This is a genomic window from Rhodospirillales bacterium (genome assembly GCA_023898785.1).
In the GTDB taxonomy this organism is placed as follows: domain Bacteria; phylum Pseudomonadota; class Alphaproteobacteria; order Micavibrionales; family Micavibrionaceae; genus TMED27.
On the sequence record CP060239.1, the window covers coordinates 188070 to 209864 of the forward strand.

Consider the following 21795-nt stretch of genomic DNA (forward strand, 5'->3'; position numbering starts at 1 on the left):
ATACTTAAAAGTTTAAGTTTTATTAACGCTTTGAAAATAAATTTTAGAGGTTCCGGGGCGCAAATGGGTGATTTTATTGTGGTGTGTTTGTTGTCGATGGGTCTGCAAGTATTTGATTTTTATGTAATATATTGGTTTCTGCGGGCGCGTTAGGTTGTGCGGTTTCGTTTCGATTGTAAACAAGAGATAATTCACCGGCTTTTTCGTCACGTGCTGCGGACAGGGATAGAGAAATGCCGGTTTTTTGCTCCAGGGCTGCGGCTTCGCTACGCGCGGCTTGCAGGTTAAATTCAGCTTTAGCTTCTGCGCTTTTCAAGCTTGCTGTGGTTTGTTTTGTGGAGAGCTTTGCGTCCCATGTTTGCGAGAATGCATTGTCTGGATCGTCGCCTGTTGGTGTTTCGTTCGTGAATAATTCGCCATCGATATAGGCGCGTTTATACAGTTCGGCAACGATTACAGGGTTTTCGATATAGGTGCGGGCGTTTGTTTTTGCGTTGTAGGTATAAAGCTGGCCTGTTTCATTGTCGCGATAGACGCCTTCATCGCTCAAGGTAATCGGGTTTAGCCACGCTCCGGCCACTGCAAAGACATTGATACCAAAATGTTTTTTCAGGAATTCGTGGCGATCAGGGTAGTCTTTGATTATTTTTTCAATATTTTCAATTGTTTCTGTGACGTTGCTATGCTCTGTCTGTTTGTTTTCGACATTCTGGCGCATTTTGAACATTTGCATGGCGATGGTGGCCAGAGCGTTGGTTTTGCTTTTGTCTATTTCTTTTAATTCGTGAAGGATTTCCGCATCTGTTTTGCCGGCTTTTTGCATTTCGGCGGCGCGGGTGAAGAGCTTTGTTAATTCTTCGCGTTTTTCTTCGGTGTATTCTTGTATGCGGGCTGTTTGTGAGATTAGCTCATTGCGGCGTTCATCCAACGCGCTTAGTTGTTCTTTAAGTGTTTCAATTTTTTGTCTGTGATGTGCAATTTTTTCTTCATTTTTGTTTATTGTGCGCTTGTTTTCGGCCACTCTTTTTTCCAGACGCGCAATTTTTTCGAGCATTTTCTCTCGGTCTTGGTCGAGTTTGAAAAGCTGGATTTCCTGATAGCGTAAAGTATCGCGGAAGCCGATGATATCATTGCGCAGATCACCTTCAGGAAGAGCCTTTAACAGATCATTTTGTCCGTCATAAAACCATTCGACTTCGCCTTCATGGGCGTCATTGCCAAAACGCCGGTCTTTTTGCGCTTCTTGCATGGTAATGTCGTCCTGCATCGAGTAGCTTTTGCCTTCAAGTTTATCGACAAGCTTCATTTTAGGCTGATCTAGTTCGTTTATATAAAGCGCTTTACCTGTTTTGGGGTGTTTGATGTAATTTTTGCTCTGTTCGTCTTTGAAAACGATGTAGCGGCGCTGGCCGTCGATCCCTTTAATATCGGCGCGTACGGTAATAAAGGTTCCTTCGATTTCTTTAAGTCTATCGAGCGTTGCTTGCGTGTCTTCATCAAGAAGGTTTTTAAGTCCGTCGCAATAGGTTTTGTACGATTCTTTGAGTGCTTCACGGGCTTCATCATTGGCCGGTAAAGCGGTTGTCTTTAGTTTTTTAATTTCGGCCAGCAGTTCTACATTTTCTTTTTCTAGGCCTGAAATGTCTTTGAGTAGTATTGCGATTTGCTTTTCGTGGTTTGCGATTTGTTCTTCGATTTCTGCGATCATGCGGTCGATTTCGCTCAGCAGGAGGGTGGTTGCGAGTTTTTCGCGGAACTTTCTTTCTTCGCGCTCTTCTTCGGTTTCTTTTCCTTCATGGCTGGTGGCGATTCCCGAGAATGCGCCGGTTAAATTCTGCCTGCCGAGATTGCCAATGAGTTTCCAATTCGCCTCGGAGATTAAACCTGTTGGAGAGATTGCAAAGGTTGTTGTTGTGGCTAAAATGCCGTCGAAATCCAGTGTTTTTACTGAATCTGCATTTGCAGAGATTTCGGCGTTTTCTGCCATTTATCAACCCTTGTTCTTACCGTTTGTCCGGATGCGTTTATGCCGCACCATCTATTTTCATATATCGCATCGTAATGGATAAAATTTAAGATATGGTTAATGGCCTGTTAAGAAATTGGGAAATATTGGCGCAAAAACATGTATGCAGGGCTGTTTACGGGTTGCAATGCGCGCAGAGTGCATTAGTCTTGCGGGTGAGATTCTTTACCCAAACTACTGGAGCAACTTATCCATGAATATCCATGAATATCAGGCCAAAGAGCTGTTAGAGAAATATGGCGTTGCGGTGCCTAAAGGCATTGCTGCGATGAGCGTTGATGAAGCTGTTAAAGCGGCGGAAGAGCTTCAGGCCGGCGGGACGAGCCTGTTTGTTGTGAAGGCGCAGATCCATGCGGGTGGGCGCGGGGCTGGCCACTTTAAGGGCGCTGCGGATAACAAGGGCGGCGTTCGTTTGTGTAAGAGCATTGAGGATGTGCGCGCGGCGGCTGAAGCGATGATGGGCAACATATTGGTGACCAAGCAAACCGGCCCGGAAGGGAAAGAGGTTCAGCGTCTTTATGTGACGGACGGGGTGGATATTTCCAAGGAATATTATTGTTCGTTATTGCTGGATCGGGCTACAGCCAAGGTGACCTTTATGGTTTCCACCGAGGGCGGAATGGATATTGAGGAAGTTGCCGAAACGCATCCGGAAAAGATCGTCAAGGTGGCGATTGATCCGGTCGGCGGCATTACCAAGGCCGATGCTGAAAAGCTGGCCGATGCTCTGCAGCTGAGCGGTGCGGCGAAAGACAGCGCCATTCCGTTCTTTGAAAATCTTTACAAATGCTACATGGAGCTGGATGCCTCAATCGTTGAGATCAATCCGATGATTCTGGCTGGGGATGAAGTGATGGCGTTGGATGCGAAGTTTAACTTTGACGATAACGCGTTGTTCCGTCATCCAGATATCGTTGCGCTTCGTGACGAGAGCGAAGAGGACGAGAACGAGAAAATCGCGGCGGATAATGAGCTGTCTTATGTGCGTTTGGACGGCAATATTGGCTGTATGGTCAATGGGGCGGGTCTTGCGATGGCGACGATGGATATAATCAAGCTGAAAGGCGGCGAGCCGGCGAACTTTCTTGATGTCGGTGGCGGCGCCACGGCTGAGCGCGTGACGGTCGCGTTTAAAATCATTTTATCCGATCCGAACGTAAAGGGAATTCTTGTGAATATCTTTGGTGGAATCATGAAATGTGATGTGATCGCTGAGGGCGTGATTGCGGCGGCCAAGGAAGTGAATTTGAGTGTGCCGCTGGTCGTGCGTTTGGAGGGGACAAATGTTGACAAAGGCAAAGCGCTTATGGCAAGTTCCGGTTTGCCGATTATTTCTGCGGATGATCTGGAAGATGCGGCGAGCAAGGTGGTCGCGGCGACTGAAAAAGCCCAAGCGGCGGCTTAGTTTTTGTTTTAACTTAAGGAGAAAAATGTATGGCTGATGATGGAACGGGGAAGGTGCGGTATACGGGGCTTGTTTCTGGAAACAAATTAGCGGAGATGTTTCAGCGCGGAAAATCTACTGCGGCTTCTCAAGTGGGCGATGAGCTTGTGGGTGAAGCGCCAGGGAGTGTTGCTTTTGATCAGGTTGGTATTGTTTATGATGATCCTGCTTCGACTCTCTAAGGTCTTGCGTTATCGCTAATGGCTTTGAGGTGATCTGGGATTTTCTTTGAAACGCCAGATTGTTTTGGTTGCCGGGTTTATTCACAGTAATTGGTGCTCTGAAAGGGCAAGGTTCTTAATTTGAAAGAGCATAAGAGTTTGCAATTCCCGCCGATGTGCGGGAATTTTTTTGTGCCCAATGTTGAAAACCTGATGCTGGGATGTTGATTTTACTTCAGGGCGCTATATAAAAAAGAGAGCGCAACGCTAGAAAATTGAGGAATCTTATGTCCGTACTCGTTGATAAAAATACCAAAGTGATTTGCCAAGGTTTTACCGGGGCACAAGGCACGTTTCATAGTGAGCAAGCGATTGCTTACGGTACCAACATGGTTGGCGGGGTAACACCGAAAAAAGGCGGGCAGGAGCATTTGGGCTTGCCGGTTTTCAATACGGTGAAAGAAGCCAAGGACGCTACGGGCTGCAATGCGACGGTGATCTATGTGCCGCCGCCATTTGCGGCTGCGGCGATTGTTGAGGCTATTGAGGCCGAGATGGAGCTGGCGATTTGCATCACCGAAGGCATTCCGGTGCTGGATATGGTGAAGGTGAAGGCGGCGCTGAAAGGCTCCAAAACTCGTTTGATCGGCCCGAACTGTCCGGGGATTATTACGCCGGATGAGTGCAAGATCGGGATTATGCCCGGGCATATTCATACGCGCGGCAAGGTCGGGATTGTCTCGCGTTCCGGGACGCTGACGTATGAAGCTGTGGCGCAGACCGGCGCGGTCGGTCTTGGGCAATCGACCTGTATCGGCATTGGCGGGGATCCGGTGAACGGGACGAACTTTATCGATTGTATCGATATGTTTATGAATGACCCGGAAACCGAAGCGATTTTGATGATCGGTGAGATTGGCGGGACAGCCGAGATTGAAGCGGCGGAATATTATCAGGGCCTGAAAACCAAGAAGCCGATTGCCGGGTTTATCGCCGGGGCGACTGCGCCTCCGGGCAAACGCATGGGCCATGCGGGTGCGCTGATTTCCGGCGCAGATGATACGGCGCCGGCGAAGATGAAGAAAATGCGCGAGTGCGGTTTTGTGGTTTCCGAAAGCCCTGCCGGGTTGGGGCAAGCGGTCGTGGAAGCCATGGCGGCTTAGGCCATTGATGGTGGTTTTGGCCCGGAGTTTTCTACCGGGTTTTCAGGTAGGGATTCGTCCGGATCGGTGAAGGTATCGTAAGCATTGTTTGCCAGTTCGAACGCGCCTTCGGCAATTTCCCGCAGACCGGATTTTTCGATTTCTGCGAATTCTTCTCCGGCGGCTTCTATAAAGAGTTTTCGTGTCCCCTCGCGTGCGGCGTCGCCTAATCCAAAACCAACAACATTTCCAGCTGTTTCGGCAAGGCCTGTGGTTAGCACTGCGCCGGCCATTTCGAAGTCGCCTTTCAGAGCATGTTTTCCTGTTTCGGCGAGTGTGAAGGCGGCGGTGACGAAAGCGCCGATGACCGGGATGCGTTTGCCGACAAATTTTGCGGCGTGGGCAAGTTTATCGGATTGTTTTGTTAGCCAGCTTGTCCAGCTTTTGCGTTTAAGTTCGGTGTGCTTTGCGATCATCGTGTCGGGGTTAATGCCGGAGACTTCTACGAATTCTTTGAAATATTGCTTTGCTTTGGGTTTTAACTCTCCCGGAGTGGGGGCATTGTTGCCTGCTTTTTGTGCGGCCCATTGCGAGAGGCCAAAAGATTTTTGAAAAAGCTGGGTGATCATTTGGTTATAGGAAATTTTGTCATATCCCAGACTTCCCAATAGCGTGTTCAATGATTGTGGGTTGTGAGCGTAGCTTATGCCTTTTGCGATTGCCTTTGTTGAGGGCATCGTCAGAAGTTTTTCAGCTGGGAATTTGTTTTGGAAAGCCTCGACGGCTTTTTTTATTTGTTCTTCAGTACCGCTGTTTGCATAGATGACGATTTTGTCGTATCTGCGTGGTTCATCAGTAAATTTGAAGTAAATGTCGCGTTGTGTCCCAGTTTCGAACAGAGCGTCTTTCCATGCGCGCATTGCGTCGGCCGCATATTCGGGCTTTGGCGAGATGTAAATTCTCGAATGGGTAGGGTGCGCTTGGCGGGCATTGAAGAAGTCGTGAGCACTACCTTCCGCTGAGGGGATGTGTCGCATGACATCTTGTTTTGCCGCTAAATACGCATCGCCTAACATCTTTATGTGGTCTTGGGGGATTTTGACCGGTATGGCTATGGCATTGTTGTATAATGTTGTTGTGGCTTTGAAACTGTCGTTTTTAATTATGCCAAGGAAAATGCGGGCGACATCTTCGGAGACTTTTCCAGAGGCTTTAAGTTTTTGAACATGGGTTTTAAGAGCTTTTACTGTAGCGGGATCTGCGGACGAGTTTTCGAGTTCTTCAAGCAGTTGTTCTGATGTTTTTTGATAGAACTTTGCATTGATTTTGGTGTAGTTAATGAAGTTTGCAGCTCTTTCTTCAACGGATGTTTTTCTCACAGGTGAATGAAGGTTGCTGACGATATTTTTGTATAGTTGTTCAAATATGAGTTCTGCAGACATTTTTTTGTTTTTCCTGTTGTCCGTTGGTTCAGGATAGCTGCAGCTATTTAAGATTGGATTAACAGCTACTTACATTACGGAAAATATTGCCGGGCGGCAGGATTTGCGGCAAAAATGGCCGGGTGCGGGGTGGTGTGACGGTCTGTTTATCTCACTGAAAATGAAGAGTTATTACCAGATTCGTGATTTTTTCTTTTTTGCAAAACTGTAAAAACTCGAAACCCCGCACTTGATGCGGGGTCCATGGAATATTACAAAAGTCTATATGGACCCCGTTTTAAAAACGGGGTTTCGTGTTTCTTTGTTTTTTAGATTCTTGTAGATACCATTTATTATCAAATACTTACCTGTCATTCTGAGCAGTAGAGGAATCTTATTCATCGGAGAAATATAGCCAAGCTTACATAAAATGATCCCCCCACCCAAACCCTCCCCCTGGTCAGGGGGAGGGTTTGGGTGGGGGGCGTTTTTTATGGGGTAACGAAATTACCCCTCTCCTAACCTCCCCCCTTGAAAGGGGGTGATTGCATTATGTAAATTTTGGCATAGGGGTTGCAACGCTTTCTTACAGGATGAAGCGGGTAAGTATGATGGCTTGCTCACAACGCATAAAAAGGAAGAATGAGATGTTTAATTATATATATGGAATGATTACAAGTACTTATGTTTACAGCATGGTTTGGTTGATTGATGATACGGCATTTAGTCGATTGTTTGAGCATGTTCAATCTGCTTTGCCATTTTAGAGTAAAGTTTTAAGCAAGCACTGGAAGTAAGGAGATACGGTTTTATGGGAGGTCCATGTGGCTTTGTCAGTCCCCGCACCCCCCCCCTCACTACCCCATAACCCCACCCGCCCCCTAAGGGGATACCATGGCCGGGCTTTTCCAAAAACCGTATTTCCCTCTTTGATGCTCCTCAGGTTTCGTTGTAGACTTAAGAAATAAGCTACGGCGGAGCCGGGGAGCCTTTTTATTATGAGCGTTTTGGATCAGTTGAGCGCGCAACAGCGCACCTTGATTGTCAGTCTGCCCTATCGGGCCGGGCTTTGGGTGAGTTACAGCGATGACGAAGGTGGGGAAGAGGCGCATCAGAAGGAGCTGACGGCGCTGGCGAATTTGATTGATGGTTTTTCCCAGCAGGTTTTTGGTTCCGAGCTTTTGCAATATATTATGTGTGAGACCTTAAAACGCAAAGATGAGTGGGTGAACTGGTCTGGTGATCTTGAAAAAATTCCGGGAGAATGTGCCGAGGCTTTACAGGTTTTGAGTGCTCATGTTGATGAGAAGGATGTGAAAGTTTATGCGATGCGTCTGATGGAGTTGGGGGAAGCGGTTGCTGTGGCGTTTCGTGAGCATGACAAGCCTTCCGGCGCTGAGAAGTTTAAGCTTTTTCTGGCCTATGCTTTGACTGTCCTTAAAGCTCGGCTTAAGAAAAAACCGGTTAAATCTTTTGAGCAGTTTTTGAATATCAGTACGGATGAGCGCAGGGCATTAGACCGTTTGGCCAGCGCTTTGAAGGTAGATTACAGCATATAGGGAATTCATTATGAGTAGCCTTTCAGATTTTTCGGATACGGATCGCGCGTTGCTGGTGTGCTTGCCTTATAAGGTCGGCGTGTTTGTCAGCTATGCCGATGATGAGGGTGGTGAGCGTGATGATAAACAGGAAATGGATAGATTGGAAGAATGCATCATGGCTATTGCTGGTCTGCATATTTCTAAACCTTTTACTGCAGAGATTATGCGTGAAACTGTCGAAATGCGAGAACAATGGTCGCAGTGGGCGGCACAAAGTTGGCATGTTCCTGAAGAGGCCGAGCAGGCAGTTAAGGTGTTGAAGTCGCGTGTTTCAGACGAAGAACTTAAAAATTATAGAGCGGCGTTGATGGAGATTGCGACGACTGTAGCGCAGGCCTATGGAGAATTTGGTGAGTTTGACGACCCGGATGAAGGGGGTGGTATTTTTGGCAGTATCTTGGCAAAAGTTACCAAGAATCTGTCGTCTTTGACCCAAGACGATGCAGATCATCCGATGAATATCAGTGCGGCTGAAGATAGCGCGATTTCACAACTTCGCACGGCGTTAACGCTGTAGTTTTCTTGTCTGTTTCTGTGTAGTAGAATATTCGGCTCATATTGATAGAATTTCTAAGCGGCTAGGAGGCCTAAATTTGTGACACAATCATCTGAAAACCGTACGTTCCTGTCCGGTCCGAACAGCGAGTATATTGCGCATCTTTACGGGCAGTTTCTGGCCGATCCGCATATGGTAGATGCGAGCTGGCGGGATTTTTTCGACGGTCTTGATGATAGCGAGACGGCTCTTTTGCAGGAGCTGGGCGGGGCAAGCTGGACGCCGCCGGAAAATTCAAAAGCGGCGCGGCGGTTTGGCGTTGCGGTAGAGGATCCGGCGAATGATTCTGATGCGCCGCGGCGCCGCGCTGGTGACAGGCCTTCGCATGAGGAATCAAAGCAGGCTGCGAGCGATTCCATTCGTGCTTTGATGTTGATCCGCTCTTATCGCATGCGTGGGCATTTGATGGCCGATCTCGATCCGTTGGAAATGCGGGAGAAAACATTCCATCCGGAGCTTGAACCTTCGCATTACGGTTTTACGCCATCTGATATGAACCGGCCGATTTATATCGGCGGGGTTTTGGGGCTGGAGTATGCGTCTATCAATGAAATTGTTGGGGTGTTGCAGGAAACCTATTGCGGGAAAATCGGTGTTGAATTTTTGCATCTTTCTGATCCGAATGAAAAGCAATGGGTGCAAGAGCGCATTGAGGCGCCGCATAACCGCACTGAATTTACGGTGAATGGTAAGCGCGCGATTTTACAGCGTTTGATTGCGGCGGAGCATTTTGAGCAATTCCTGCATAAAAAATATCCTGGCACGAAGCGCTTTGGGGTTGATGGCGGAGAGGCTTTGATTCCGTTGATGGAACAGATTATGAAGCGCGGCGGGCAGCTTGGTCTGGAGGAAATCGTGATCGGGATGGCACACCGGGGTCGTTTGAATGTGCTGGCCAATGTGATGGGAAAACCGTTTACAACAATTTTTGCCGAGTTTCAGGGGCATTCTTCAACGCCCGGCGATGTGCTTGGTTCCGGTGATGTGAAATACCACCTTGGGACTTCTAGCGATCGCGATTTTGACGGTAATAATATTCACCTGTCCTTGACGGCGAATCCGTCGCACCTTGAGTTTGTAAACCCGGTGGTGATTGGCAAGGCGCGCGCGAAGCAAATTCAACGCGGCGGGGTAGAGTCTACGAGTGTGTTGCCGCTTGTTTTGCACGGCGATGCCGCGTTTGCGGGGCAAGGCGTGACGGCGGAAACGCTGATGATTTCAGAGCTTTCCGGTTACCGCGTGGGGGGGACAATTCACATTGTGATTAACAACCAGATCGGTTTTACGACGATGCCGAAATTTTCGCGCTCCGGTCCGTATTGCACAGATGTGGCGAAGATGCTCTCGGTGCCGATTTTCCATGTGAATGGCGATGATCCGGAAGCTGTGGTGCATGTGGCGCGGATCGCGACCGAGTTTCGTCAGAAATTCAAGCGTGATGTGGTGATCGATATGTATTGCTATCGCCGCTATGGTCACAATGAAGGCGATGAGCCGGCCTTTACTCAGCCTTTGATGTACAAAAAAATTGCCGACCAGGTGCCCACACGTAAGAAATATGCCAATCAGCTTGTTGAGGAGCGCGTTATCACTGAGGAGGAGGGCGAGGCTATGGTGAACGAGTTTGACGCCTATCTCGAAGAGGCGTTTCAAGCTACGAAAGATTATGCGCCGAATGCGGCTGATTTTCTCGGCGGTGCCTGGGAGGGTCTAAAAGTGGCGTCTGGGGATGCGCGTCGTGGAGAAACGGGGATTTCTGCAGAGGAATTACAGGCGATTGGAAAGACGCTGATAACCGTGCCGGAGGGGTTTGCAATTAACCGCAAATTGCAACGTGTGCTCGATGCTAAGACCAAGATGCTGGAAACTGGTGAAGGGTTTGACTGGGCGACGGCCGAAGCGCTGGCGTTTGGTTCATTGCTTGAGGATGGTTATGCCGTGCGTTTATCCGGTCAGGATGTCGGGCGCGGGACGTTCTCGCACCGCCATGCGATCTGGTATGATCAGGAAAACGAGGAAAAGCATATTCCGTTGAAACATATTGCGCCGGACCAGCCGCGTTTTGAGGCGCATGATTCACCTTTGTCCGAAATGGCTGTGCTGGGGTTTGAATATGGGTATTCGCTGGCCGATCCGAAAACCCTGACATTGTGGGAAGCGCAGTTTGGTGATTTTGCGAATGGCGCGCAGGTGATGATCGACCAGTTTATTTCCTCCGGGGAGAGTAAATGGCTGCGCATGTCGGGTCTTGTTTTGCTTTTGCCGCACGGGTTCGAAGGGCAGGGGCCCGAGCATTCCTCGGCGCGGCCTGAGCGGTTCTTACAAATGGCGTCGGAAGATAACTGGCAGGTGTGTAACTGCACCACGCCGGCGAATTATTTTCATGCGCTGCGCCGACAAATGCTGCGTGATTTCCGCAAGCCTTTGATTATGATGACGCCGAAATCCTTGTTGCGGCATAAGCTGGCGGTGTCGGATATCGATATGTTTACCGACGGCAGCACTTTCCACCGCTTCTTGTGGGATAGTGATCAGGATAAACTGGTTCCGCCGGAAAAAATCAAGCGCGTTATTTTATGCACCGGGAAGGTTTATTATGACTTGCTGGTTGAGCGGCGGGACCGGGAGATCGACGATGTTTTGCTTTTGCGTCTGGAGCAGATTTATCCGTTCCCGCAAAGCGCGCTGGCCGAAGAGCTTAAGCCTTACAAAAATGCCGATGTGGTATGGTGTCAGGAAGAGCCGGAAAACCAGGGTTATTGGTTCTTTGTTGACCGGCGGATTGAAAAAGCTCTGGGTGAGGCTGGTGGCAAGGCGAAGCGGCCAAGCTATGTCGGGCGTAAGTCTGCGTCCGCGCCGGCAACGGGGTTGATGAGCCGGCATATGCAAGAGCAGGCGAAGCTGGTCGATGAGGCGCTAAGCGTTTAGTTTGCAATTACCCTATTGATGCGTTATTTTTCATAATCTTAGCTTAAGGATTGTGAAATGAAGCTTGAATTCGAAGTGACGGATGGTTGTAGGGCGCTACTTCCCTATGGTGTAAGTGTCGTTGTTCCTTGTTTTAATGCCGGAGACTATCTTGAGAGTGCTGTGAGTTCGGTTCTTCGGCAGAATTTGGCGCATGATGAGTTTGAAGTCATTATTATTAATGATGGCTCTACTGACGAAGAAACCCTGAAATGTTTGGATAGAATTGAAGCTCGTAACAACGCGAATGTGAGGGGTTTACATCAGGAAAACAAGGGGCAATCTGCTACGCGTAATCGGGGCATACGGGAGGCGAACTTCGCATATATAGCAGGGCTGGATGCTGATGACATGTATGCAAGTGATCCGAAATTTTTGGGGAAATATGGATTATATCTCCAAAGGGCTGCGCAGATAGGCGTTGATGAGCACGTTATTCGCCGTTATGTAGAACGTCAAGGACACCGGGATTCAGGTCAATTCCGCGAGGAATTGTAATGCACAAAGCGCGGCGCAGCCCCATAGAACCACGGGTTTACCCGTGGGTATCTATGAACATCTTTATGGAGATACAAATCCCGACCAATCGTTTGATCGATTGCATAACCAATTTTGTGGTCGAATGCGTCAGAAGCGTGCCCTTCATGAAAGGGGGCAACGCCAAAAAGGTGGATGTCTTACTTTGCGCGACCGTTTTAATTTTGGTTTGGACTGGTTACACTGGCGATTAGAATCGCTTAACTCTTCTTCTGTCAGAAAACCGGACTTGGATTTGCAAGCGACATATATCGATCCAGATTAAGTTCTGCTGTTTGTGTCTTACTATTATTATAGCTTACACCATGGTGAAACCTTTCAACCCCTCCATCTATTTTGTGGCTGATCCGTTGTTATGTGCGGGGCGGGATATTGTTGATGTCGTGGCTGCGGCTTTGCGCGGGGGCGTTACGATGGTGCAGTATCGCAACAAGTTTGATCCGATGCCGGATATTCTGGCTGAGGCGGCGATGTTACAGGAATGGATGACGCCGGGCGTTGCTTTTATTATCAATGATCATATCGATGTGGCTCAGGCTGTGGGTGCGGCTGGGGTGCATCTGGGGCAGGGGGACAGTTCGCCGGAAGAGGCGCGGGCGAAACTGGGCGCGGCGGCAATTATCGGCCAGACGGCGTTTACACCCGAACATATGGCGGCGATTGATCCGGGCGTGGTTGATTATGTCGGCACGGGGCCGTTTTATGAAACCCAAACTGATAAGGGCAAGCCGGTTTTGGGAGCGGAAAAGTTTGCGGCGCTGGTTGAATTATCGCCTGTGCTTGTTGTGGGGATCGGCGGGATTGCGCCGGAAAATGCGCGGGCCGTTCTGGAGGCCGGGGCGCACGGCGTGGCGATGATGCGCAGCATCAGTGAAGCGCCGGACGTGGAAGCGGCTGCGCGGGCGTTTCAATTGTCATTGCGAGGAGGCTGAAAGCCGACGGGGCAATCTATAGAATTGTTTTTCTGGATTGCTTCGCGCAAAGAAAATCGCAGGTTTGTTTGTTTATAAAAATGCGAACAAATGCTATGCATTTGCTTCGCGCTCGCAATGACAGGAGTAGAAATGGCTGAATTTGATCTCATAGAAAAATATTTTGCGCCGCTGTCGATGGACGGGTTGAAGAACGATACTGCGGTGCTGGACATTCCGGCCGGGCATCAATTGGTGGTGAGTAGTGATACTTCTAACCGCGGGGATCATTTCGTTGAGGAGATGAGCGCGTTTGATGCGGGGCGGAAATGTTTGCGCTCTAACGTTTCAGATTTGGTGTCCAGCGGTGCAGATCCTCTGGCTTATCAGCTCAATCTGGCTTTGCCGAAAGATCTGGATGAAGATTGGCTAGCCGGGTTTGCCGATGGTTTGGCGGCGGATCAAGCGCTTTATAATATCGCGCTGTCCGGCGGGGATACGACGGGGATGCGCGCGGGGGGCTTAAGCGTTTCGATTACGGCGATGGGCTTGGTGCCGACGGGCAGGGCTGTTTTGCGATCGGGTGCGCGCGCCGGCGATGTGGTGGTGATTACCGGCATACTGGGGGATGCGTATTTAAGCCGTTTGCATATGCCTTCGCCGCCGGTGGTGCTGGCGCCTTTGGTGCGGAAATATGCGAAGGCCGCGGTGGATATTTCTGATGGAATTTTGGCTGATCTTGGGCATATTTGCAGTGTTTCCGGGCTGGGGGCGCGGCTGGAATTCGATAAAATTCCGCTATCCGATAAGGGGCGCGCTGCGCTTAGGGATGGAAAGGCCAGTTCCGAAGACCTTCTGACATGGGGGGAGGATTATGAATTGGCTATGGCTGTTTCTCCTTCAGATGTTGAAGCGTTCCAAAAACAGGCGGGGGCTTTGGGTGTGGCGTTGTCTGTGGTCGGTGTTTTTGAGGCTGTGGCGGGTGTGAAGGTTTTTGATCAGGATGGTCATGAAATGTCTTTTTCCAAAACAGGCTGGCAACATTTTTAGCTGTATTTATCGGTGTTCATGCTTGCCTTTGGTACGACCTCAGCGTAGATTTTTAAGAGCATATTTATAAACACGAGCAGGATACTCATGACCCAGATTGTTGTTCCCACATTAGGTGAATCCGTTAGCGAAGCGACTGTCGCGCAATGGTTGAAAAAAGAAGGCGAAGCGGTGAAGGCCGATGAGCCGATTGTTGAGCTGGAAACTGACAAGGTGACGCTGGAAGTGAATGCTCCGGCTGATGGCGTGATTGTCAAGATTACTGTGGGTGAAGGCGAAACCGTTGAGGTTGGAGCTTTGCTCGGTGAGATGGGTGAGGGGGCGGCTGCCAATGATACGCCTGCGGCTCCGGCAAAAGATGAGGCTCCGAAAGAGGAAGCGCCTAAAACTGTTGAAGCGGCTCCTGCACCTGCGAAGGAAGAGGTCGCATCGGCGCCGGAAGCTTCAGCAGATGCCAAGACGTCTCCTTCTGTACGCAAGATGCTGTCTGATAACAATCTTGAGGCGGCGCAAGTTCCGGCCAGTGGTGAGCGCTTGAGCAAAGAAGATGTGCAGAAATTTATTGCTGATAACAAGGGGGCGAAGGCTGCGTCATTGAGTCCACCGCCAAGTGCGCCCGCCCCGGCTTCAGATGCTCATCCCCCGCGCACTGAAACGGGCCCGCGTGAGGAGCGTGTGCGTATGACCAAGCTGCGTCAGGTGATCGCAACGCGTTTGAAAGAGGCGCAAAACAATGCGGCGATGCTGACCACCTTTAACGAGGTGGATATGGGCCCAGTGATGGAACTGCGAAAAGCTTATCAGGACCAATTTGTAAAGAAGCACGGTATTAAGCTGGGCTTTATGTCGTTCTTCGTGAAGGCGGCGATTAATGCGCTGAAAGAATTCCCGGCGGTAAATGCCGAAATTGACGGTACAGACATCGTTTATAAAAATTATTATGATATCGGCGTGGCTGTCTCAACGCCGCAGGGTTTGGTTGTGCCTGTGATACGCGATGCGGACCAGATGAGCATGGCCGAGATTGAGGCCAAGATTGTTGATCTGGGCGTGCGGGCGCGTGACGGGAAGTTGTCGATTGACGAGATGACCGGCGGGACGTTTACCATTACCAATGGCGGAATTTTCGGTTCGATGCTGTCTACGCCGATTTTGAACGCGCCGCAGTCGGCGATTCTCGGGATGCATAATATTGTGCAGCGTCCGATGGTTATGCCGAATGGGGCTATTGAGGCGCGTCCGATCATGTATCTGGCCCATTCTTACGATCACCGGATTATAGATGGGCGCGAAGCGGTCAGTTTCCTCGTGCGGATCAAACAGGCGATTGAAGACCCTGCGCGTCTGGTTCTGGATGTTTAACGCTCCATATTTGCACGGATGAATGCGTTAGACTGCGGTCTCGCTGTACTCACGTATGTTTAATACGCTCCGTGCAGCTCGCCTTGTCTTCCTATTTACCGTACAAATTCTGTTTGCTTTGGTTTTTGACTGTGAGAATGTCTGCATTTTCAAGCAGTTCCAACGCTTTCGGTCCACATTCATCGCGGCTTTCGTTCATGTCGCCGATCTGGATCTGGGTGAGGCCTGCGCCGATCATATTGACCAGTTCGCGCGCGCTGGGCACGCGGGAAGAGTAAATATGGGCCGGGTCGATATGTAGACCATAGCGCGGCGCGTTCATCAACAGGCGGTTTACGGGCTCAAGGATATAGCTGTATTTATTGTCGGGGTGTTCGAGCGTTTGTGAAGTGTAGCCGATGGTCGGGTGGCAGTTGGCGGCAATCGAAAAAACCTGTCCGTCTTTGTCGGCGGCCAAGGCGAGTGCGAAGGGTTCGTCGCGGTGCTGCGTCATTGCGAGCGATAGCGAAGCAATCCAGAACGCCTCTATGGATTGCTTCGTCGGTTGCTCCTCTTCGCAATGACGAATTTTGATAGGGTTTTCATTGCTGGGTTTATAGCCCGGCGCGTGGCGGGAGATAACCTCAAAACGTTCTTCTTTGCGGTAAATTACAAACACATCCATGCCGGCCTTGGCGGCTATGCGCATCGACATATTTTCAAAATCATCGCCTCGCCGTCGTATCCAGTCTTTGTCGAAGCCTTTATGGTCTATATAAAGTTTGGTGATCCCGGCCTCTGCTAGGTTTTTCATGCAGTTGGGGCAGGGCGGGTCGGTGATGAATATGGATGTGCCATCGGTCTTATGCCCAGCCTGACCGGCGCCGATGATGCAGGCGGTTTCGGCATGGATGGTGCCGGAGGAATTGCCGATGTCTGCTTCACGACCGATTTTCTCTGCGATGACCGGCGGCCAGTGATTGACGCAGCTTAAGGCCCAATTTTCTCCGGCGATGGTGGCGGCGATCTTGTTGGTCGGGTGATCGCTGGTGGTCACGATATCGACTGCGGTCTGCATGTGGGCGTAGATGTTTTTCGGCATGGAATAGAGGCTTGTTTTTTACTCTGTTTCGCGTAGTTTAAAATAGTTTTGAACACCAGAATAGAGAAGAATTCCTATGGCTGAAAAATTTGATGTGATTGTGATTGGTGCGGGGCCGGGCGGCTATGTGTGTGCGATCCGCGCGGCGCAGCTGGGCCTTAAGGTTGCGTGTGTGGAAAAGCGTAAAACGCTGGGCGGGACCTGTTTGAATGTCGGGTGCATACCGTCGAAGGCATTGCTGTCTGCTTCCGAAAAGTTTGAAGAGGCCGAACATCATTTTTCTGATATTGGCATTGATACAAAGCCGAAGCTGAACCTCAAAAAAATGATGGGTTTTAAGGATGATGTGGTTGAGGCCAATACCAAGGGCATTGAATTTTTGTTTAAGAAAAACAAGGTGACGCGCCTTGAAGGGGCGGCGGAGATTGTGTCGGCTGGTAAAATTAAAATCGGAAGCGATGAATATGAAGCCGATTCAATCGTGATTGCGACAGGCAGCGATGTTATTTCATTGCCTGGTATTGAAATTGATGAGAAGAAAATCGTGTCTTCGACCGGTGCGCTGGCGCTTACCGAAGTGCCAAAAAATATGGTTGTGATTGGCGGCGGCGTGATCGGGCTGGAGCTTGGCACCGTCTGGCGGCGTTTGGGTGCACAAGTGACCGTGGTTGAATTTCTCGATCAAATCCTGCCCGGTATGGACGGCGAGGTGCGCAAAGAATCGCAGAAGATATTCAAGAAGCAGGGCATTGAGTTTAAGACCGGGATGAAGGTGACGAGCGCCAAAGCGAGCGCTACAGGTGTGGATCTGATGATGGAGCCAGCTTCCGGTGGTGCGGAGGAAAAGATGAGCGTCGATATTGTGCTGATGGCGGTGGGGCGCAAACCCTATACGGATGGTTTGGGACTGGATAAGCTTGGCGTGGAAATGAGCGAGCGCGGGCAAATCAAAACAGATGAATTTTTTGAAACCTCTGTGGAGGGGATCTATGCGATTGGCGATGTGATTGTGGGGCCGATGCTGGCGCACAAGGCCGAGGATGAGGGCGTTATTCTGGCTGAGATGCTGGCCGGGCAATCCGGGCATATTGATTATAATCTGATCCCCGGCGTTGTTTATACGTGGCCGGAAGTGGCGAATGTCGGGCAAACCGAAGAGCAGCTCAAAGATGCAGGCGTGAAATACAATGTCGGGAAATTCCCCTTCATGGCCAATGGCCGCGCCCGTGCGATGAATGCGATGGATGGGTTTGTGAAAATTCTGGCCTGCGCGGAAACAGATCGCGTTTTGGGCGCTCATATGATCGGCCCGAATGCCGGTGATCTTATTCAGGAAGTGGTCAGTGTGATGGAATTTCAGGGCACGGCGGAGGATATCGCGCGGACCTGCCATGCGCATCCGACCTTGACCGAAGTGGTAAAGGAAGCCGCGCTGGCGGTGCATAAGCGCCCGATTCATATTTGATGCTCTAATTATAAGGATTGTTTTTAAAGATCACATCCAAGTGCACAAAGGAGGTTTGCCGCCATTCTTTTCCCGCTTGGCATTGGAATGTCCTTTATGCGCGGTCTTTCTGTGAGAAGATATCCTCTTTGTTTCATTTTTTCTGCGGCTTCCCCGGTTGCGCGGGAAAATATAATATAGAATTGGTCCTTGTTTCCCGTAGTTTTGCATTTTGGAGCTTCGATAATTGCGTGGTTTGTATCCCTTTCCAGAGAAAACGGTTTAGAATCATCCAGAAGGGGGCGTGCCTGTTCATTGAATTGCAGGGCAACAAGGTCGCTTTTTAACCAGAGAGAGACAAATTTCGGATTGTGCGTTCTCATATCCAATGTGCATGCAACAATGACCTCATCTTTTTTCAGGCGATCGAGATTTCCTTTTACTTTGACGGCTTCAGGATTATCAATTTGTGTCTCAAGATCGTATTCCGGGAAACAGCGGAGCGCCTCTTTCAAGTTTTTAATGTTTGAAGATAAAATTGTAAGTGTTGAAGGCATAATTATGATGCCGTCAACAACTTTGCCCTGAAAACCGGTGTTGCCGGACCCGTTTATGCGACGGTTGAGAGCCTCTGCTTTTTTGTGTTCTGGTGGGGTGGGCGTACCGCCTCTATCATCCTGAAAATCTTTCAGATCTTCGTAAGTTAACATTTGAATTTCTTCGCTGTTATTTAAAAAATACGCTGTTTTGTATAACATAAAAATCTCATATAGCAATAAAAAAGCATGTTTTGTCACTTTTTGCGCCTTCCTTTGTGGTTGGTTGGAGGTGGACAGGCGGGCGATTCATATTTGATTAAGAAAAATGTTGCCTTTTTTCATAAGATTATATAAGAGGTATATATTCTAATGAAAAAGGAGAATGGAAATGGGATCTGATGTTAAAACGCATTATTTGGCAGGTGATCTTCCGGTTGTTAATATTGGTGCTATAGACGGGTTGAAAAAAGGTTTTGTTGTTGTCTCAGATCCCGGCAGTGTTAGTTATACTCCCCGTTCTCAGAGGTGTGGAGTGCCTAGCGAAGTTGTGGGAAATCATGTTGTGCGTGAAGCTCATACAGGAATAACGCTGCAACAGAAATTCGAGGGACACGCTATTATATGTCCTTGTTCTCAAGGTGATCTTAAGAAGGGGTTTTCCGAAGGAGTCAAATTGGGATACCTTCCCTTGGAGGATAGAGTGCATTTTTGCGAAACGCCTCATGATCCAATTGAGCTTGGGCGTTAAGCCCGTGGATGGGCGGCTTTGTAGATTCGCAGCAATTCTTCGGCGTTGACTTCCGTATAGCGCTGGGTCGTCGACAGGCTCGCATGGCCCAGCAATTCCTGAATTTCGCGTAAATTCGCGCCGTTTTGCAGCAGGTGTGTGGCAAAGCTGTGGCGCAGGGCGTGGGGCGTGGCGTTTTCTGGCAGGTCGAGGGTGGTGCGCAGGGTCCGCATGGCTTTTTGCGCGACGCCTTGATTGAGGCGCCGTCCGCGTGTGCCGAGAAATAAGGGTTTATTGTCATTGCGAGGAGAACCGTTGGGTTCGACGCGGCAATCTATTTCTGGATTGCTTCGCTTCGCTCGCAATGACGTTTGGTGATAAGGACAAATTTCCCAATACGCCTCGATCGTTTTTTCAACAATCTCAATGACCGGGACTTGCCGCTCTTTGTTGCCCTTGCCGATGACGCGGATGAAACCGTCCTTTGGCATGTCTGCAATATTCAGACTCAGCGCCTCATCAATGCGCAGGCCGCAGCCATAGAGCAAGGTGAAGAGGGCGCGGTCGCGCTGGCCGATCCAGTCTTCTTTGGCCAATAAATCGGCGGATTCCAGTACATTGCGGGCTTGTTTTTGGTGTAGAGGGCGCGGGATTTTGTGTGGGAGTTTGGGGCTACGCACTGTGGAGATGGCGGCGTTGTGCATGATGCCTTGTTTATCGAGCCAGCTCAGGAAGTTTTTAATGCCTGAGAGGGCGCGGGCACGGGTGGCATTGCCTGCGCCATCCATAGCGCGGCGGGACATCCATGCGCGGAAGTCGCGGATCGATGTCTCAGACAGGTCGTTCAGTCCCGGATTTTTGTTCAAATGTACGGATAAGAAGTTTAAGAATGCATTGAGATCGCTGTTATAGGCCCGTAGCGTATGGCGCGAGAGCTGTTTTTCATGGCGCAGATAATCCTGCCATTTTTGTAGGGTTTCGGCCAGGTCAGCGGCGCAGAGGGCGAGGGTTTCGTCTTTCATATTGAACACAGGCAAAAGTTTAAGACGTCTGGCCTAGACACTGAGCCACATCCTGAATGTGCGTTCGATAACGCGGGCGAGGAAGAGGATCTGGTCGGTGGCCTGATCTTCGTTGAACATATCGGGGTTACGGCTTCCGAAGGCCAGAATGGCAGGCGGGGTGTCCATGGATATATCCACGCGCAGCAGGATTTGCGATTTGACCAGCGCCGCGCCGCCGCCATAAATGGCTTCGATGCCGCTGATATTATCTTGAAGCAGAACGGGTTTATCGCCCATCCATTGATCGACGGTGCCTTCGGGCAGGACAGTGATGCCGGTGGTTTGAATGTGGGGAACGCTTTTTCCATCGGCTTCAACGACCAGTACGGCAATGTCAACATCGAGTAAATCGGCCAGATCCATGGTGATGGCGTGGATGAAATTATGGAAGTTTTGCGCTTCGAGCAGGCGCAGAATCGCCGCATGGATTCGCTGCTGGTTATTCATATTGGCGCGTGAGCTTTCGACGATCTCGCGGGTGGTTTGCAGGGCCTCGTCCTTGTCGGTTTTAAGGCGCTCAATCATATAAGATTGGAAATCGGCGGGCTGGCCGCGCACGGGGCGTTTTTTCGGCGGGAGCAAAAGCTCGACCACGTCCGGGTTTTTGGACAGGAAGTTCGGGTTGTCCTTTAAAAAGGCAACGAGGTCGTCTTTGGTGATCATGGGTTTTTCGGCAGGGTCGGTTAGAGCATTAGTCATGCTCCCAGCCTATCATAGCGCATAGCTTAAGAGAATAGCCGTAGCGATAAAGTTTAGCGGGAAGGCTCTGTCTGATGCGTTGTCATATTTGTTGGCTCTTGTTGTTCTGCTGGTTTTTCATTGCCGAATGCAGCGTACACTGCAACTGCTAAAACTGCGGCAGCAGTTGCACCTGCGGCCACTTTAACCATGCTTTCAAATTGTGGGGCCAGCGCGTCTGGTATTTTGGACATGTTTGCTATCCTTTGTTATGCGGTCCGTAGGACAGAACACCACGGGTTTACCCGTGGGTATCTATTCTTCATAGTCTGGTTGTAATCTCAAATTGGCGAAGAGTCAACTTATGGTAATTTACAGGATGGATTGCCCGGTTTTTTTCCAGTCCTCGACGAAGGCGGCGAGGCCGGAGGTCGTTAGCGGGTGCTTGTAAAGCTGGCGAATGACCGATGGGGGAGCGGTCATCACATGGGCGCCCATTTTTGCGCTTTCGACGATGTGCAAGGGGTTGCGAATGCTTGCGACCAGCACTTCTGTATCGAATTGCGGATAATTATCGTAGATACGCACAATATCGGAAATGAGTTGCAGTCCGTCCTGAGAAATATCGTCGAGGCGGCCTACGAACGGAGAGACAAAAGACGCGCCGGCCTTGGCGGCCAAAATCGCCTGAGCCGGAGAGAAGCACAGCGTCACATTGACCATTGTGCCATCATCGGAAAGTTCTTTACACACGCGCAGGCCGTCTTCGGTTAGCGGCACTTTCACGGCAATGTTGTCGCCCCATTTGCGGATAACCTCAGCTTCGGCGCGCATGGTTTCGTAATCGGTGGCGGCGACTTCGGCGCTGACGGGGCCATCGACAATGGCGCAGATTGCCTGAATGACCTCTTTGAAGTCTTTACCTGATTTGGCGATAAGCGATGGGTTGGTGGTGACCCCGTCAACCATGCCTGTTGCGGCCAGAGCCTTGATTTCATCAATATCACCGGTGTCGACAAAAAACTTCATGATAGTCGTTTCCTCTTATTTTTACAGGGTGTTGCTGTGCTCCTAAAGTAGGGTT

The 21795-nt window shown here is 49.9% G+C and carries 20 protein-coding genes; 12 read left to right on the plus strand and 8 right to left on the minus strand.

Features of this window, described 5'->3' with window-relative positions; genetic code table 11:
* Positions 1-73 precede the first annotated feature (73 nt).
* Positions 74-1987: a hypothetical protein gene (locus H6859_01015; protein ID USO05814.1), complete on the minus strand. Its 1914-nt coding sequence runs from the start codon at positions 1985-1987 to the stop codon at positions 74-76.
* A 232-nt stretch (positions 1988-2219) separates the two neighbouring features.
* Between H6859_01015 and sucC the strand changes: the two genes are divergently transcribed.
* The 3 genes from sucC to sucD all read left to right on the plus strand — a co-directional run bounded on the left by sucC (position 2220) and on the right by sucD (position 4794).
* The gene (gene sucC, locus H6859_01020) at positions 2220-3431 is read left to right on the plus strand and encodes an ADP-forming succinate--CoA ligase subunit beta (GenBank protein ID USO05815.1); all 1212 of its coding nucleotides are present in this window, start codon (positions 2220-2222) and stop codon (positions 3429-3431) included.
* 29 nt (positions 3432-3460) lie between these two features.
* Positions 3461-3652, plus strand: a complete 192-nt coding sequence (locus H6859_01025) for a hypothetical protein (GenBank protein ID USO05816.1) — start codon at positions 3461-3463, stop codon at positions 3650-3652.
* Positions 3653-3918: 266 nt separating this feature from the next.
* Positions 3919-4794: a succinate--CoA ligase subunit alpha gene (sucD, locus tag H6859_01030; GenBank protein ID USO05817.1), complete on the plus strand. Its 876-nt coding sequence runs from the start codon at positions 3919-3921 to the stop codon at positions 4792-4794.
* On the opposite strand, the gene H6859_01035 is transcribed toward sucD, so the two are convergent.
* On the minus strand, positions 4791-6215 hold the full coding sequence (locus tag H6859_01035; protein ID USO05818.1) for a hypothetical protein: 1425 nt from the start codon (positions 6213-6215) through the stop codon (positions 4791-4793). The genes sucD and H6859_01035 overlap by 4 nt on opposite strands.
* Positions 6216-7192: 977 nt before the next feature.
* Here H6859_01035 and H6859_01040 point away from each other — a divergent pair.
* From H6859_01040 to odhB, 7 genes are all read left to right on the plus strand, one after another.
* Positions 7193-7753, plus strand: a complete 561-nt coding sequence (locus tag H6859_01040; GenBank protein USO05819.1) for a hypothetical protein — start codon at positions 7193-7195, stop codon at positions 7751-7753.
* Positions 7754-7763: 10 nt separating this feature from the next.
* Entirely contained in the window at positions 7764-8312 is a 549-nt protein-coding gene (locus tag H6859_01045) for a hypothetical protein (GenBank protein ID USO05820.1), read from the plus strand.
* Positions 8313-8390: 78 nt separating this feature from the next.
* Positions 8391-11279, plus strand: coding sequence for a 2-oxoglutarate dehydrogenase E1 component (locus H6859_01050; protein USO05821.1), 2889 nt, complete (start codon positions 8391-8393; stop codon positions 11277-11279).
* 57 nt (positions 11280-11336) lie between these two features.
* Positions 11337-11816, plus strand: a complete 480-nt coding sequence (locus H6859_01055; protein ID USO05822.1) for a glycosyltransferase family 2 protein — start codon at positions 11337-11339, stop codon at positions 11814-11816.
* A 344-nt stretch (positions 11817-12160) separates the two neighbouring features.
* Complete coding sequence (thiE, locus tag H6859_01060) at positions 12161-12787, plus strand: thiamine phosphate synthase (protein USO05823.1); 627 nt, start codon at positions 12161-12163, stop codon at positions 12785-12787.
* A gap of 132 nt (positions 12788-12919) precedes the next feature.
* A complete protein-coding gene (thiL, locus tag H6859_01065; protein USO05824.1) occupies positions 12920-13816 on the plus strand; it encodes a thiamine-phosphate kinase in 897 nt (298 codons plus the stop codon).
* Positions 13817-13903: 87 nt separating this feature from the next.
* Positions 13904-15178, plus strand: a complete 1275-nt coding sequence (gene odhB, locus H6859_01070; protein USO05825.1) for a 2-oxoglutarate dehydrogenase complex dihydrolipoyllysine-residue succinyltransferase — start codon at positions 13904-13906, stop codon at positions 15176-15178.
* A gap of 91 nt (positions 15179-15269) precedes the next feature.
* Here the strand turns inward: odhB and H6859_01075 are convergent, their stop codons facing one another.
* Positions 15270-16259, minus strand: coding sequence for a deoxycytidylate deaminase (locus H6859_01075; GenBank protein USO05826.1), 990 nt, complete (start codon positions 16257-16259; stop codon positions 15270-15272).
* Positions 16260-16335: 76 nt separating this feature from the next.
* Between H6859_01075 and H6859_01080 the strand changes: the two genes are divergently transcribed.
* Positions 16336-17724, plus strand: a complete 1389-nt coding sequence (locus H6859_01080; protein ID USO05827.1) for a dihydrolipoyl dehydrogenase — start codon at positions 16336-16338, stop codon at positions 17722-17724.
* Between the two features lie 23 nt (positions 17725-17747).
* On the opposite strand, the gene H6859_01085 is transcribed toward H6859_01080, so the two are convergent.
* The gene (locus H6859_01085) at positions 17748-18500 is read right to left on the minus strand and encodes a hypothetical protein (GenBank protein USO05828.1); all 753 of its coding nucleotides are present in this window, start codon (positions 18498-18500) and stop codon (positions 17748-17750) included.
* Between the two features lie 130 nt (positions 18501-18630).
* Between H6859_01085 and H6859_01090 the strand changes: the two genes are divergently transcribed.
* Positions 18631-18990 (plus strand): hypothetical protein, encoded by a 360-nt coding sequence (locus H6859_01090; protein ID USO05829.1) that lies wholly within the window; start codon positions 18631-18633, stop codon positions 18988-18990.
* On the opposite strand, the gene H6859_01095 is transcribed toward H6859_01090, so the two are convergent.
* The 4 genes from H6859_01095 to fsa all read right to left on the minus strand — a co-directional run bounded on the left by H6859_01095 (position 18987) and on the right by fsa (position 21740).
* Positions 18987-19991 (minus strand): tyrosine recombinase XerC, encoded by a 1005-nt coding sequence (locus tag H6859_01095; protein ID USO05830.1) that lies wholly within the window; start codon positions 19989-19991, stop codon positions 18987-18989. The two genes, H6859_01090 and H6859_01095, sit on opposite strands and share 4 nt — an antisense overlap.
* A 33-nt stretch (positions 19992-20024) precedes the next feature.
* Positions 20025-20732: a DUF484 family protein gene (locus tag H6859_01100; protein ID USO05831.1), complete on the minus strand. Its 708-nt coding sequence runs from the start codon at positions 20730-20732 to the stop codon at positions 20025-20027.
* 53 nt (positions 20733-20785) lie between these two features.
* Entirely contained in the window at positions 20786-20965 is a 180-nt protein-coding gene (locus tag H6859_01105; GenBank protein USO05832.1) for a hypothetical protein, read from the minus strand.
* A gap of 118 nt (positions 20966-21083) precedes the next feature.
* Positions 21084-21740, minus strand: coding sequence for a fructose-6-phosphate aldolase (fsa, locus tag H6859_01110; GenBank protein ID USO05833.1), 657 nt, complete (start codon positions 21738-21740; stop codon positions 21084-21086).
* Positions 21741-21795 lie beyond the last annotated feature (55 nt).